Raw genomic sequence first — 14,537 nt, 5'->3', positions numbered from 1 at the left:
CCTCAGCCCTCCCGACGGTAGGGCGACAGTTCCTCGTCCAGCGCGTCGATCTCCGCCTCCACCGCCGGACGTTCCTGCTTGAGATAGCGGTCCACCGCACGGCGGAAGCCAGGGTCGGCGATCCAATGCGCGCTGTAGGTCGGCACCGGCAGATAGCCGCGCTGGATCTTGTGCTCGCCCTGTGCACCGGCCTCGACCCGCGCCAGCCCGCGCTCGATGGCGAAATCCAGCGCACGATAATAGCACGCCTCGAAATGCAGGAAGCGGTAGCTCCCGTCGGAGCCCCAGTTGCGGCCGTACAGCGCATCGTCGCCCAGCAGGTTCAGCGCGCCGGCCACCCACTCCCCGCCATCCTCGCACATCACCAGAACCACCCGGTCGGCCATGGTCCGGCCCAGCAGGTCGAAGAAGCGGCGGTTGAGATAGCCGCCGCCCCATTTGCGGTCGGCGGTCTCCAGATAGAAGCGGTGGAAGGCATCCCAATGCTCCGGCTTCAGGTCGTCGCCGGTCAGGGTGTGCAGCCGCACGCTGCTTTCGGCGACCTCGCGCCGCTCCTTGCGGATCGCCTTGCGCTTGCGGGAGTTCAGCGCCTCCAGGAACTCGTCGAAGCTGCCATAGCCGCGGTTGTGCCAATGGTATTGCACGCCAAGCCGTTGCAGCCACCCGGCCGTGCCCAGCCGGTCCCAATCGGCCCGCTCCGGGAAGGTGACGTGGGCGGAGGAAACGCCATAGCGCTCCGTCACCTGCTCCAGCGCCGCGACCAGCGCATCGGCGACGGCCTCGGACCGCGGCCCGGGCACCACCAGCAGCCGCGGGCCCGGCACCGGGGTGAAGGGAACCGCCACCTGCAGCTTCGGGTAATAGCTGCCGCCCGCCCGCTCGAAGGCATTGGCCCAGGCGTGGTCGAACACATACTCGCCGTAGGAATGGCTTTTCAGATAGGCAGGCACCGCGCCCACCATGCGGCCGGCCCCGTCATAGGCGGCGAGATGGCTGGGCTGCCAGCCGGACTTGCCGCACGCCGACCCCGATTCCTCCAGCGCCAGGAGGAAGGCGTGGGAAAGGAACGGGTTGCCGGGACCGGCGCAGGCGTCCCAGCCCTGCTGGTCCGCCTCGTCGATCCCGGTCAGAACCTTGACGGTGATGGCATCGTTGCCGTCGGGCATGCCTGCGTCTCCTTGAACGATGGCAAGGAGGTAGGCTTCATGCCGCGATACAGCAAGGCACCGCCGCCGTCCTGGCCACCGCCCCGGCGCCCATCGGGCCGCTGCCGTCAGGCCACCTCGATGATCGCATCGACCTCGACCGCGACATTGCCCGGCAGAGACGGGGCGCCGACCGCGGCGCGGGCGTGCTGGCCGGCCTCGCCGAAGACGTCGCGCATAAACTCCGACGCGCCGTTGATGACCAGCGGATGGTCGTGGAAGTCGGGGCCGGAGTTGACGAATCCGCCCAGCCGCAGCACGCGGGTGACGCGGTCAAGGTCGCCGCCCAGCGCGGCCTTGGCCTGGGCCAGGATGTTCAGCGCGCACAGGCGCGCGGCGTCCTTGCCCTGCTCCACCGTGAAGTCCTGGCCGACCTTGCCGACGAACTTGCGCTCGCCGTTCCAGACCGTCACCTGGCCCGAGATGTAGAGGGTGTTGCCCGAACGGGTGTAGGGCACATAGGCGGCCACCGGGGCGGCGGCCTGCGGCAACTCGATGCCCAGCTCCGCCAGGCGTGCGTCGATCCGACCGGTCATGATGCTTCTCCCTTCCCTGCTTTGGCCCATGAAAGGGCCATGCGTTCGATGATTGGGACGTGGTTTGGAGCCCGACCATAGCCCTTGCCGGCGGAGCAGTGGGAAGATTCTTGCCGCCCGGCATCCCGGCAGAACCGTCCGTCATCGGCAAAAGATTCCGGGAAAGTTTTTCGGACGCCCGGCCCGAACCTTTGGGCCCAACCCTGCCCTTTTTGCCGACCTATTTTTATTCCATAGCAAATTCAGCCACTTATGGCACATCCGGGCAGTTGGCACGGCGCTTGAAAGAGTGGTGTCAGGAAAACGCACGTTGCCTCGCCGGTCAAATGACCAGGGGCGGGGACAGCCTCAGAAGGAGACTAGGACCATGGCCGGAAATGTGACCCTGACCGCTTCGATGCGCACCAACCTGCTGCAACTGCAAAGCACGCAGGCCGGTATCGACAAGAAGCAGAACATCCTGTCGACGGGCAACAAGATCAATTCGGCTCTCGATGGTCCCACCTCCTTCTTCTCGGCCAAGGGCCTGAACCAGCGCGCCGGCGACCTGTCCTCGCTGAAGGACGCGATGGGCCAGTCGATCAGCACGATCCAGGCCGCCGACAAGGGCCTGACCTCGATCGACTCGCTGGTCGACCAGGCCAAGGGCCTGACCACCGCCGCCTATGCGGCGCTCGGCAACGACGCCGCCTCCGTCGCCTCCCGCAAGGCGCTGGCCACCCAGTTCAACACGCTGAAGGACCAGATCGACAAGCTGGCCGCCGACAGCGGCTATCAGGGCAAGAACCTGATCAACGGCAACGGCATGAGCATGGACAGCACCAGCGCGTCCCGTGCCGCCGTGAACAGCATGACCGGCGTCGACAACGCCCGCGTCACCAACGTCATCTCGGCCGACACCTACTCGATCCGCGTCAAGGGCGACGGCTCGATCGAAGGCAAGACCGCCGACATCTCCAAGACCGAGAACGCGCACGGCTTCATCGGCCTGAAGCTGTCGGGCACGATGTCCGGCTCGCTGGGCAGCTTCTCCGACGTCCAGATCGAGGTGCGCGGCGCCAACGGCCGTTCCCGCGACTTCATCGTGTCGGATGGCGACGAGAGCCGCACGATCTCCTATTTCGACAACACCCAGACCATCGAAGCGAAGCTGACGACGGCCGCCAAGACCGGTTCGGCGCAGGTGTCGACGGTGAATGTCGGCGGGACCATCGAAGAAGGCGACATCTTCACCATCACGGTGGAAGGACAGTCCTTCAGCTACACCGCCACCAAGGGCGATGTCGCCGTCGGCCAGAACGCTTCGGCCCAGGTGGCCACCCAGCTGCGGGCCTCGATCAGCACGGCCCTGACCGGTACCGGCCGCCTGGTCGGCAAGGACGTCGCCTCCGCAACCGTCACCGCAACCGGCACGATCACCCTCACCGGCAATGCCACGGCCGGCGCGGTGCGAGAAATGACGGTGACGACCAGCGCCACCAACGCGCTGACCAAGAAGATTTCGGAAAGCTTCGCGTCGGGCACCATCGTGTCCTTCACGGTCGACCGCCGCCTGCTGGAATCGGCCAACAACCAGGGCAACGGCGTCTCGGTCATCGAGAAGAAGGTCGACCTGCAAATCCAGGTCACCAACTCCAACGGCGCCCAGGTCACCCGCGACGCCATGAGCGACAAGGGCGACGGCAAGCTGACGGGGGGTGAGCAGTCCTTCAACTTCGACAGCGGCACCGTCCGCATGGAAATCGACGCCAAGACGATCAAGAAGGCGGCCTCGGCCAACTGCTCGGCCAACATCGTCACCAAGCAGATTTCCGACGCCAACACGTCGAACGACATCACGGTCCAGCTGAACGAGCGCAACACGAACGCGATCACGGTGAACGCGGTCAACCTGTCGACCAGCGGCCAGGGCCTGCAGCTGGACGGCGCGCAGAACGGCTGGATGGACCGCGCCGACATCGACAAGGCGGTCGCCGGCCTGGATCACGCCAAGGCGACGATCCGCTCCGCCTCGCAGAACCTGTCGACCAACCTGAACATCATCACGACCCGCGAGACTTTCACCAAGGAGTTCAGCGACGTGCTGACGGAAGGCGCCAGCAAGCTGACGCTGGCCGACCAGAACGAGGAAGGCGCCAGCCTGCTGATGCTGCAGACCCGCCAGCAGCTGGGCACCATCGCCCTCTCGCTCGCCAACCAGTCGCAGCAGTCGATCCTGCGTCTGTTCTGATCCGGCACAGCGATCCGACACATGGAAAGGGGCGCCCCCGCCGGGGCGCCCCTTTCCGTTTCCGGGCTTTCCAACTCCGGCAGGCGCCGGTCACCGCGGGCGCAGGCTCTCCGCGATCAGCGCACGGGCATCGGCCGCCAGCGCGGCGCGGCCCTCGCCCCGCGTGTACATCATGTGGCCGCCGGGATGCACCGTCACCGCGACCCGGCCGCGTTCACCTTCCGGCAGTTCCAGCCTCGACGCCACCCAGCGCGAGGCCATGTAGGGCGTGATCAGGTCGGTGCGGCCATGGACGATCAGCACCCGCAACGCCGGCTGGAGGGTGAGTGCGGTTTGCAGCGCGTCCACCGCGCTCGGCACCGACATGCGCGGCCACTCCCAGTTCCGGTTCACCCGGTCGCTGAGCAGCCGGTAGGGCTGCTCCGTCCCCACCGCCAGCGCATCGTGGGCATAGGCGGCGAAAGCCGTGGTATAGGTCGGCACCGTGCCCTTCAGGAAGGGATCGAACGGCACGCGCGGCGCACCCGGATCGGGATCGGGAGCGGTGAAGGTGCCGTCATAGATGCTGAGGATGCGGCCGCGGTCGCGCAGAAGCTCACGGGTGAAGACACCCATCGGCACGCGCCCGCGCTGGCGCCGCACCGTCTCCACCGGCAGGCCGGTGATGCGCGCCACCTCGGCGAAGACATCCTGCGCCGCATCGAGCCGTCCGTAGTCGAGACCGGCCAGCCCGGTGAGATAGGGACCGAGGGCGAAGCGCTCCGCCGCCTCCGCCGCCTGTTCGGGCGTGCCGGAGGTGCGGCCGAGCGCGGCGGCGGAGGCCGCCATCGACGGCAGCTTCCAGGCCGGGCCGAGGATGCCGTCCTCGTCGATGGCGGCGAAATCGACGACGGGGGAAACCAGGATGAGCCCGTTCACCGCGAGCCCGACCTGATCGATCAGCTCGTCCGCCATCTTCGCGATGCGGAAACCGCCGTAGCTCTCCCCCGCCAGGAAGGTCGGCGACGACCAGCGGCCGTTCCGGGTCAGCCAGAGCCGGACGATCTCGGCCATCGACCGCGCATCGCCGTCCACCGACCAGAAGCGCTTTTCCGTCTCGTCGGGCTTCACCGCGCGGCTGTATCCGGTGCCGACCGGATCGATGAAGACCAGATCGGTGAAGGCCAGCCAGCTGTCGGGATTGTCGACCAGCGGGGCCGGCGGCGGCGGCAGAGCCCCGTCCGGACCGAAGGCGACCACCTTCGGACCGGCGGCACCCAGATGCATGTAGGCCGACGCCGCCCCCGGCCCGCCGTTGAAGACGAAGGTGACCGGGCGCGGACCGGCGGCCGGCGTCTTAAGATCGGCGGTGTAGGTCACCGTGAAGATGCGCGCCGCCAGCTCCTCCCTGGCGCCGTCGCGCAGCGGCAGGAACTCCGCCGTCGCGGTGTAGGCCAACGCACCGCCCGGCAGCGGCAGGCTGTGGCTGGTCACGCTGCGCTGCGAATCGAACCCCCGGAGGTCGTCCGTTTTCACAGCATCGGCCTTTGCGGCTTCTGACTTGCCCCCTTCTGACTTGGCAGCCGTCGATCCGGCGTGCTCCGGCCGGTCCTGCTGGGCGCCCCCATCCGCATCGGCTGCGAACGCCGGCGCCGGAAACAGCAGGGCCGGGAGCAGGGCCATCGCCAGCAGACGCGACAGGCTGCGGTTGCGGCGGGACGTGGGCAGGGACGTGGCCAGGGGCAGGAGCAGGGGCAGCATCGGCAAATCCAGGGCGGTTTCCCGGATCGGTCTCCGGGCCTCGCATATTGCGGCGGCGGCTTCGATCCGCAACCCGCACATTTTTGCGCAGGCTTGCGCCGGCCACCTTGCCGGGCAGGCTTAAAAGCACATGTTGAGTAACCCAAAAAGGTAACGATTTTTGGGGTAAGGTCTGATTATTGCCCATGCGGGCCAACTCTGACGGGATGCGCCGATATGTTTCTTCCACGGCACGCCACGATTCGCACACGTTTGTTTCTCGGCTTCGGCGTGGTTCTTGTCCTTCTGATCAGTCTGACCGTCATCGGGGTCCGCGAGGTGCGGAAAATCGACGCCGACCTCACTCGGATCAACGAGGTCAACAGCGTCAAGCAGCGCTATGCCATCAACTTCCGCGGCAGTGTCCACGACCGGGCCATCGCCCTGCGCGACGTGGTGCTGACCACCGACCCGGCGATCCTGTCGCTGGTGCTGGCCGACATCGACCGGCTGGCAGCCTATTACGAGGAGTCCGCCAAGCCGCTCGACGCCATGTTCGCCGCAATGGCCGACATCGAGCCGGAGGAACGGCAGTTGCTGACCGGCATCAAGGAGATCGAGGCGAAGAGCCTGCCGGCGATCAAGGCCGTCATCGCCGCCCGCAAGGCGAACGACATGGCCGCCGCGCAGAAGGGGCTGATGCAGGATGCCCGCCCGGCCTTCACCGAATGGCTGAAGCGCATCAACGCCTTCATCGACCTGCAGGAGCGCAAGAACCAGACCATCGCCGCGCGTGCCCGCGATGTCGCCAAGGGCTTCCGAACGCTGATGCTGTCGCTGTGCGGCGCCGCCCTGCTGATGGCCGGTGCCTTCGGCCTGTGGACGGTCGCCGCCCTGCGTCCGCTGCGGCGCCTGACCAACGCCATGCTGACGCTGGCGCGCGGCGATCTGACCGTCACCGTCCCGGCATCGGATTCCAAGGACGAGATCGGGCAGATCACCGGTGCGGTCGAGGTGTTCAAGGCCAACGCGGTGGAGGCCGATGCCTTCCGCCGCCGCCAGGCCGAGGCGGAACATGCCGCCGAGGAGCGCAAGCGCGCCGAGATGGCCGCACTGGCCGACCGGTTCGAGAACGAGGTGAAGGGCGTGGTCGACAGCGTCGCCTCCTCCTCGACCGAGGTGCGGGCGCTGGCGAAGTCGCTGGCGACCACCGCCGACCATACCGAGACCCAGGCGACCACCGTCGCCGCCGCATCGGAGCAGGCATCGGTCAACGTCCAGACCGTGGCCGCCGCCGCGGAGGAACTGGCCGCCTCCATCTCCGAGATCGGCCGCCAGATCGGCGAAAGCAGCCGCAAGGCCAAGCAGGCCGCCGACCAGGCCGACGGCACCAACCGCATCGTCGACGGCCTGTCGTCCAAGGCCAACCAGATCGGCGACGTGGTGAACCTCATCAACTCCATCGCCGGGCAAACGAACCTGCTGGCACTCAACGCCACCATCGAGGCGGCACGGGCGGGTGAGGCGGGCAAGGGCTTCGCCGTCGTCGCCAGCGAGGTGAAGAGCCTCGCCAACCAGACCGCCAAGGCGACCGGCGACATTTCGCAGCAGATCGCCGAGATCCAGACGGCCACCGCCGACGCGGTGGAGGCGATCCAGAGCATCGCCGCCACCATCGGCGAGGTGAACGTCATCGTCGGCACCATCGCCCAGGCGGTCGACGGACAGAACGCCGCCACCATGGAGATCGCCCGCAACGTCCAGCAGGCGGCGGCCGGCACCAACGAGGTCTCGTCCTCGATCGGCGGTGTGCTCCAGGCGGCCTCCGAAACCGGCAGCGGCGCATCGCGCCTGCTCTCCTCGTCCGGGGAGCTGTCGAAGCAGGCGGAACTGCTGCACACCCAGGTGGACCGGTTCCTGGGAAGCGTGCGGGGCAAGGTCTGACGAAATGCGCGAACGGCCGGGCGTTCGCGCAACACCCCGAAAAACCCCTATAGGAATCAGCATATAAAATTGCCTATCCTGCACGGATGATGCGTCAATCCCATTTTGCGTACCAATGAAGGGTTGTGCAGATGTCCGTCCTGACCCTGTCCCGGAAATTGTCTCTGCTGCCTTTGTCCTTCGCCTTGGCATTGCTGGTCGTGGGGGGTGTCGCCGTCTCGGCGCTCTCCGTCGTCGATGGGGCGAACCGTCAGGTTCTGATCACGGGAGAAGCCCTGTCGAACCATCAGGCGGGCGACATGATGCACGACGCCCTGCGTGCGGACGTGCTTGCCGCTCTTCTGACCGGCCCGGACGGCGCGGAAGCAGAGCGGGACGAGGTCCGAAAGGATCTCAAGGACCATGCCGACACGTTTCGCGAAGCGTTGAGCGCCAACCGGCACCTTGCCCTCAGCCCCGCCATCGGCAGGGGGCTGGATGAACTGCTGCCCGAGATGGAGGAGTACATCCGGGCGGCGGAGGGGCTGATCGCGGTGGCGCTCCGCGACAGGGCGAAGGCGAAGGACGGGCTTGCCGGCTTTCTGGAGCGTTTCCATCGGCTGGAGGAGCGCAACGAAGCCCTGTCCACCTTGATCCGGGCGGAAAACCAGGCGAGCAACGGCGATTCGGCCAGCATCACGGCCTACGCCTATGTGCTGATCGGCGTGGTGACCGCACTGGCCATCGGCGGATCGGCCCTGATGGCGCTTGTGATCGGCCGCTCGATCGTCCGGCCGCTCGACCGCGCCGCGGACGGAATCGCCGAGATCGGGCGCGGGCGACGCGATATTGCCTTGAAGCATCCGGTGGACGATGCCATCGGCCGGGTGACCGCGGCCGTGATGCTGATGCAAAGCCAGGCAAGCGATCTCGACCGCCGCCGGGCCGAGGAGGAGACGCGGCGGGACGAGGAGCAGCGCAAACTTGCCGCCCTGAACGACGCCACGCAACGCTTCACCCATCAGACCGAGATCATCCTGAGCGGGCTGGGCACCACCAGCGAACAGCTTCAATCCACCGCCGGCACGATGTCGGAGGACGCAGGCCGCGCGGCGGACGAGGTCGGACATGTGCGCGGGCATGCGGACGCTGCGAGCCGCATCGTGAGCGACGCCGCCGCCGGCGCCGATGGGTTGGGAGCCCTCATCGACGAGGTGGGCCGTCACAGCGGGAAGGCCGCCCGGATGACAGCCGACGCCGTCCAGCGGACCGATGAAGCCGCGGGCCGCATCCGCGAACTGGCCGAGGCGTCGCGGCGGATCGGCGAAGTGGTCGGCCTGATCAATTCGATTGCCAGCCGAACCAACCTGCTGGCATTGAACGCCACCATCGAGGCGGCGCGCGCCGGGGAGGCCGGCAAGGGCTTCGCCGTGGTCGCCAGCGAGGTCAAGAGCCTGGCAGGCCAGACCGCGCGTGCGACCGATGACATCCAAAGCCAGATCGCCGGCATCCAGACCATCGTGGACGAAGCGGTCCATGCCATGGACGGGGTTTCCCGCACGGTGGATGCGGCCCGGGACAGCGGGGCGGCCATCGCGGATGCGGTGTCGCGCCAATCGGACGCGGCGGAGGGTATCCTGCGGGCGATGAAGGACGGGTCGGGCGCGGTGACGGCGATGTCCGGCATGCTGGGCGACGTCCACGATGTCATTGTGCGGACCGACCGCACCGCCGGCGAACTGGCCGGGGCCGCGGCCAAGCTGCGGCGGGAGATGCAGCAGCTGCGGACGGATGTCGACACCTACACCCGCACCGTGCGGACAGCCTGACAGCAAATGCCGAGTTCCTGACGGGATGAGCGGGGAAGGATGGTCGGGAATTGCGAATCGCGCCCTCCCCCGCTACACAATGGGCATCCGCGCGATGCCATCCCGTTTTCCGGAGCCCTTCTTCCATGTCGACCCTGCCCGATCAGGCCACCATCGCCGCCACCGCGGCCAAGATCCTGCTGGAGATCAAGGCGCTGCACTTCAACGCCGAGACGCCCTTCATCTTCACCTCGGGTTGGGCCAGCCCGGTCTACACCGACTGCCGCCGCATCGTCTCCTTCCCGCGCGCCCGCAAGGCGCTGATGGATTTCGCCGTCGCCACCATCGAGCGCGAGATCGGCTATGAGGCAATCGACGCGGTGGCGGGCGGCGAGACCGCCGGCATCCCCTTCGCCGCCTGGATCGCCGACCGGCTGGAACTGCCGATGCAGTATGTGCGCAAGAAGCCGAAGGGCTTCGGCCGCAACGCCCAGATCGAAGGTTTGCTGACCGAGGGGCAGCGCGTCCTGCTGGTCGAGGATCTGGCGACCGACGGCAAGAGCAAGGAGAACTTCGTCACCGCGCTGCGCAACGGCGGCGCCCAGGTGACCGACACCTTCGTGATCTTCCACTACGGCATCTTCCCGCAGTCGAAGGTCAACATGGACGCCATCGGCGTGCGCCTGCACGCGCTGTGCACTTGGTGGGACGTGCTGAAGGTCGCCCGCGACAACCGCTATTTCGACGAGAACACCCTGTCGGAAGTCGAGAAGTTCCTGAACGATCCGGTCGGCTGGTCGTCCGCCCACGGCGGCAAGTCGAGCATGTGACGCAAGACGGGGGGCGGTGGAGCAGCCGCCGTCCCCCGCGGTTGTCAGGCCTGGGTGCCGGCCGCCGCCGCCTGTTCCGGCGTCGGGGCATGGGCGAAGCGAACCCGGACGATCTCCCAACGGTCCTGCGCACCTTCGACACACCCATCGCAAGACCTGCGGTCCAGCACCTCGAAGGACAGCGAGGACAAACCGTCGCCGGCCGGGATCTTGCCGGAAGACCAAAGCCCCTGAAAAACGCGGCGGTTCACCAGGGAAATGGGGGATGGCGCCGCCTCCGGTGTGAAGCCGTCATTGGCATGGTCGAGCGGCTGGAAACGCCCCTTGCGCCGGCCGGTTGGGATGCGGCGCGCCCGGATGCGCAGCGAAAAGTCGAAATCCTCGTATCCCCAGCCCCAAAAGAGGTTGGAATAGCCGTCGATCTGCCGCATCGCCGCGTTCGGCATCAACAGCGCGCCGCCCATCGTGCTTTCGAGGTTCGTCGTCACCGTGCGGTCCGAGCGTCCCGGCGCCACCGGGCGCAGCTCCGCCCCGTACCATAGGATCGGTGTGGGACAGTCGGCCCAGGAATAATCGGCATCGACCGGCAGGTAATCGACGTCGTGCAGGCAGACATAGTCGCTCTGCCCTTCGCCCAGCAGGAAGCCGGCATTCTTCAGCGCCCCACGGTTGAAGGGAAGCCCGGCCTCCTGCTCCACGACGGTGACGCGATAATCGATCGGCTGCGCCAGACGGTCGAAATAAGCGCTCACCCAGGGAACGAACTGGCGGAGATGGTCTGCGCGATCCCGGTAGGGGACGACGATGTGCAGCCGCGCTCCTGTGCTCTCGCCGGTGGTCATGCGCTCTCCCCTCTTCCCTCTATGGCGGATGCCGGACCGCCGGCGTCCTCAGCCGTGACGGTGATCGGGCGCGGCGCACCGCCGGCCCGGTGAATGTCCCACATCGCCCGGTAGGCCGCCTCCAGATGCCGGGTGAAGCGCGGCGTGTCGAACAGCGGGCAGACCGGCCGGTTGAGTGCCAGCCGCTGCCGCAGGTCGCGGAGCCGTCCGGGCGACCGGGCGAGCGCCACCGCCTCCGCCTCGTAGGCCTCCTGCCCGTCGACGATCAGTTCGGGCAATCCGGCCGCCCGCAGCAGGCTGGCCGCCACGCGCCCGGCGAAGGTCGTCCCGCGCCGGGTCAGCACCGGCAGGCCCGCCCACAGAGCGTCGCTGGCCGTCGTGTGGGCGTTGTAGGGAAGCGTGTCGAGGAACAGGTCGGCCAGCCGGTGCCGCGCCAGATGCTCCGCGTGCGGCAGGGGTTGGGCGAAGACGAGCCGATGGGGATCGAGACCGCGGGCCTTGCCCTCGCGGCGCAGGTTGACCGCCACCTGGGGATCGCCGGCATAGAGCCACAGCACGCTGCCCGGCACCGCCGCCAGGATGCGCGCCCAGCCGTCGAACAAAGCGGGCGTCAGCTTGTAGGCGCTGTTGAAGCAGCAGAAGACGAAACCCTCCTCGGGCAAGCCGCAGTCCCGGCGCGTCGGCGTGGCCTCGGCGATGGCGCGCCGGCGGTCGTTGGGCTGATAGCAATCCGGCAGCCGCACCACCCGCTCGCTGAAGAAGCCGTCCTCGCCCGGCGCGATCACCTTGGAATCGGCGACGATGTAGTCGACGTAGCCCGCCCCCAGCGTTCCGGGATAGCCCAGCCAATTGACCTGCACCGGGGCGGGACGGGCCGCCAGGATCGAGGTGCGCGAGAAGGAGGTGAAGCCGGTCAGATCGACCAGGATGTCGATGCCGTCCGCCGCGATTGTCCGCGCCGCATCGGCGTCGGTGTGGCGGCGCAGGTCGACGAAGCGCTCGATCCCGCGTTGGAACCGCTGGCGCAGCGCGCTGCCGTCGTCGAGGCCGGTCGAATAGGCGGTGACGGCGAAGCGGGACCGGTCATGGCTTTCCAGCGCATCGACCATCAGGTGGCCCATGGCATGCTCACGGAAATCCGACGACAGATAGCCGATCCGCAACCGCCCATCGCCTGCGGCCGCCATCGCCACCGTCGTCACCGCCGGCCGGATGACGGTCCCGGCGCCGCGGGCCTTCGCCACCGCCCAGCGGGCCGCGGCGGACTGCTGGTCGGCGAGGGTCGAGGCGCAGGACAGGACGTCGAAAGGCGACACCCCCTCCGCCCCGGCGCGCACCTGCCGCAGAAGCTCCGCCTCAAGCCCGTCCAGATCGCGCCAGTCGCACAGTAGCCTCTGCTGATGCACGAGCTGGCCGAGGGCAGCGGCGTGGCCGGGAACCAGCCGGAGGACCCGCCGGCAGGCATCCGCCGACTGCATGCTCCAGCCGGCCATCGCGGCGGCCATCGCCAGATCGGCCAGGGCATCCGGCTCGCCGGGGGCCAGCGCCACCGCCTTGCGCAGAACGGCAACCGCGGCATCGGGTCTGACGGCCTCCGCCAACACACTGCCCAACCGCCGCCAGGCCTCGCCGTTCGCCGGCTGCCTGGCCAGCAGGGCCCGCAGGACCGCAAGCGCCCCGTCCGCCTCGCGCAGTCCCGACAGGGCCTGGGCCAGATTGATCTCGGCCACCGGAAAGTCCGGTTGCAGCGCCAGCGCCGCACGGTATTCGGCCACCGCGTCGTGCCAGCGCCCGAGTTCCTGCAAGGCACTGGCGACATTGTTGCGAGCCGCCGGGTTCGACGGCTCCAGCCGGGCCGCGGCCGAGGTGGCGCGCCATGCCTCCTCCAGGCGCCGCGCGGCACCGGCGGCATTGCCCAGGGCCAGCCAGTTGCGGGCGCTCCCCGGATCGAGCGCAACCGCAAGACGGCCGGCGGCAAGCGCCTCCGCCGGGCGCCCGCCGGCGTCGAGCAGGCCGCTCAGGTTGTGCCAGCAGTCGGCATCCTGCGGCGCAAGGCCAAGCGCCTTGCGGAAGGCCGCTTCCGCCTCGGCTCCCTGTCCGATGGCATGGAGGGCCACGCCCAGCTTGGACCAGGACGCCGCATCGGCGGGATCGATCCGCGCCGCCTCGCGATGCGCGGCGGCGGCCTCCGCGAAGCGGCCGAGGTCCTGAAGGGCGACGCCGAGGTTGTTGTGGACCTCTCCCAGATGGGAAAAGCTCGCCAGCACCTCGCGGTAATGGGGCTCGGCATCCTGCGGGCGCCCCTGCCGGTGCAGGGCCATCGCCAGACCGTAATGGGCATCGGCCGATGCCGGGGCGACCCGCAGAGCGGCGGCATAGACCGTCGCCGCCGCATCCCAGCGGGCCATGCCGGCCATGGCCGCTCCGAAATCGAGATAGACCTCCAGGTCCTTGGCGATGGCCAGTGACTTCTGGAACAGGCTCACCGCGTCGCGCGGGTTGCCCAGCCGCAACTCCACCACCCCCAGCCGGTGCAGAACCGCCGGGTTCTGCGGCTCGGTCCGCAGGGCGTCGAGATAGCCGGCCCTGGCCTCCTCCAGCCTGCCGGCGTTTTCCGCCGCCACGGCACGGGCAAAACTGGTCATGCGCTTCTGCCGATCGCCGCTGGCGGTTGACGGGAATGGACCGGGCTTCTGTCTGCCACAACCGGCCCTAGTCGCGCCAGCGCGTGTGTTCCATGATACGGGGAATCCCGGCCGGACGGCTCCCGTCCCCCCATTGCGAGATGTCGGGAATGGTTCTCACGCGATGGCGGCGGCCGAGCAGGCTGAGGATGCTCTGGTCGTGGCGGTGGTCGCGGAACTCCGGATAGTTCGGCAGGCCGCATTCGTTGGGCGCGTCGGTGATCAGCCGGGCATCCTGGCAAAGCCGCAGCCATTGCGCGACGAAATCCATGGTTTCAGGCCCGCGTTCGCACAGGATGAAACTGCCCATGATCTGCGGCGCCTCGACGACATCGGGCCGGTCCAGCCCCATGAAGTGGAAACAGTCGCGCTTGGTCCAGGCACCGTTGCGGTGGTCATCGCCCAGCGTGAACAGCAGGATCGGCAGATCGCGCCGCTGCCGGCAAATGTCGATCAACGGATCGACGCTGTGGACGAAATGGGCGCCGCTGTCGCTGTAGAACAGGATGTCGCCGTCCTTCAGATCCTCGCGCAGCAAGCGGTCGATGAAGTAGGGCTTCCACAGCCAATAGCCGGCCCCGCGCGGCTGGTCCAGCACATGCCGGTTCCGCGAGGCGAAAGCGGCATCGATGCGCTGGCGCCCCATCATCGCGACGCCGTCGAAACCGCCGGTCTCCAGGCCGGTCCTGCCATTGTATTTCTGCGCCGTCGTGAAGGCCCCGTCGGCATAATTCAACAGCACCCGTCTCATCGGTCCACC

At 68.1% G+C, this 14,537-nt stretch carries 10 protein-coding genes; 4 read left to right on the top strand and 6 right to left on the bottom strand.

Annotated features, from left to right (window positions below):
* Nucleotides 1–2: 2 nt before the first annotated feature.
* Both ACWPN3_RS27260 and ACWPN3_RS27255 read right to left on the bottom strand, forming a co-directional pair.
* Nucleotides 3–1,166 (bottom strand): GNAT family N-acetyltransferase, encoded by a 1,164-nt coding sequence (locus ACWPN3_RS27260; protein ID WP_109450577.1) that lies wholly within the window; start codon nucleotides 1,164–1,166, stop codon nucleotides 3–5.
* A 107-nt stretch (nucleotides 1,167–1,273) separates the two neighbouring features.
* Nucleotides 1,274–1,741, bottom strand: a complete 468-nt coding sequence (locus ACWPN3_RS27255; RefSeq protein ID WP_492240121.1) for a RidA family protein — start codon at nucleotides 1,739–1,741, stop codon at nucleotides 1,274–1,276.
* A 367-nt stretch (nucleotides 1,742–2,108) separates the two neighbouring features.
* On the opposite strand from ACWPN3_RS27255, the gene ACWPN3_RS27250 reads away from it, so the two are divergent.
* Nucleotides 2,109–3,971 (top strand): flagellin N-terminal helical domain-containing protein, encoded by a 1,863-nt coding sequence (locus ACWPN3_RS27250; protein ID WP_492240120.1) that lies wholly within the window; start codon nucleotides 2,109–2,111, stop codon nucleotides 3,969–3,971.
* Nucleotides 3,972–4,061: 90 nt separating this feature from the next.
* On the opposite strand, the gene ACWPN3_RS27245 is transcribed toward ACWPN3_RS27250, so the two are convergent.
* Nucleotides 4,062–5,711: a S10 family peptidase gene (locus ACWPN3_RS27245; protein WP_492240119.1), complete on the bottom strand. Its 1,650-nt coding sequence runs from the start codon at nucleotides 5,709–5,711 to the stop codon at nucleotides 4,062–4,064.
* Nucleotides 5,712–5,927: 216 nt separating this feature from the next.
* Between ACWPN3_RS27245 and ACWPN3_RS27240 the strand changes: the two genes are divergently transcribed.
* The 3 genes from ACWPN3_RS27240 to ACWPN3_RS27230 all read left to right on the top strand — a co-directional run bounded on the left by ACWPN3_RS27240 (nucleotide 5,928) and on the right by ACWPN3_RS27230 (nucleotide 10,251).
* Nucleotides 5,928–7,634: a methyl-accepting chemotaxis protein gene (locus ACWPN3_RS27240; protein ID WP_492261847.1), complete on the top strand. Its 1,707-nt coding sequence runs from the start codon at nucleotides 5,928–5,930 to the stop codon at nucleotides 7,632–7,634.
* Nucleotides 7,635–7,765: 131 nt separating this feature from the next.
* Nucleotides 7,766–9,442 carry a methyl-accepting chemotaxis protein gene (locus ACWPN3_RS27235; RefSeq protein WP_492261846.1) on the top strand — a complete coding sequence of 559 codons (1,677 nt, stop codon included), beginning with the start codon at nucleotides 7,766–7,768 and terminating at the stop codon, nucleotides 9,440–9,442.
* Between the two features lie 125 nt (nucleotides 9,443–9,567).
* On the top strand, nucleotides 9,568–10,251 hold the full coding sequence (locus ACWPN3_RS27230) for an orotate phosphoribosyltransferase (protein WP_014247028.1): 684 nt from the start codon (nucleotides 9,568–9,570) through the stop codon (nucleotides 10,249–10,251).
* A 44-nt stretch (nucleotides 10,252–10,295) separates the two neighbouring features.
* Here the strand turns inward: ACWPN3_RS27230 and ACWPN3_RS27225 are convergent, their stop codons facing one another.
* From ACWPN3_RS27225 to ACWPN3_RS27215, 3 genes are all read right to left on the bottom strand, one after another.
* The gene (locus tag ACWPN3_RS27225) at nucleotides 10,296–11,093 is read right to left on the bottom strand and encodes a galactosyltransferase-related protein (protein ID WP_492240116.1); all 798 of its coding nucleotides are present in this window, start codon (nucleotides 11,091–11,093) and stop codon (nucleotides 10,296–10,298) included.
* The gene (locus ACWPN3_RS27220) at nucleotides 11,090–13,738 is read right to left on the bottom strand and encodes a tetratricopeptide repeat protein (protein ID WP_492240115.1); all 2,649 of its coding nucleotides are present in this window, start codon (nucleotides 13,736–13,738) and stop codon (nucleotides 11,090–11,092) included. The genes ACWPN3_RS27225 and ACWPN3_RS27220 overlap by 4 nt, the downstream gene beginning before the upstream one ends.
* A 67-nt stretch (nucleotides 13,739–13,805) precedes the next feature.
* Nucleotides 13,806–14,528 carry a hypothetical protein gene (locus ACWPN3_RS27215; RefSeq protein WP_492240114.1) on the bottom strand — a complete coding sequence of 241 codons (723 nt, stop codon included), beginning with the start codon at nucleotides 14,526–14,528 and terminating at the stop codon, nucleotides 13,806–13,808.
* Between the last annotated feature and the right edge of the window lie 9 nt (nucleotides 14,529–14,537).

The sequence above is a fragment of the Azospirillum sp. UENF 111221 genome, from assembly GCF_058780625.1.
The sequence above is the reverse complement of the archived record's forward strand: the minus strand, read 5'-3'. Positions and strand labels throughout refer to the sequence as shown.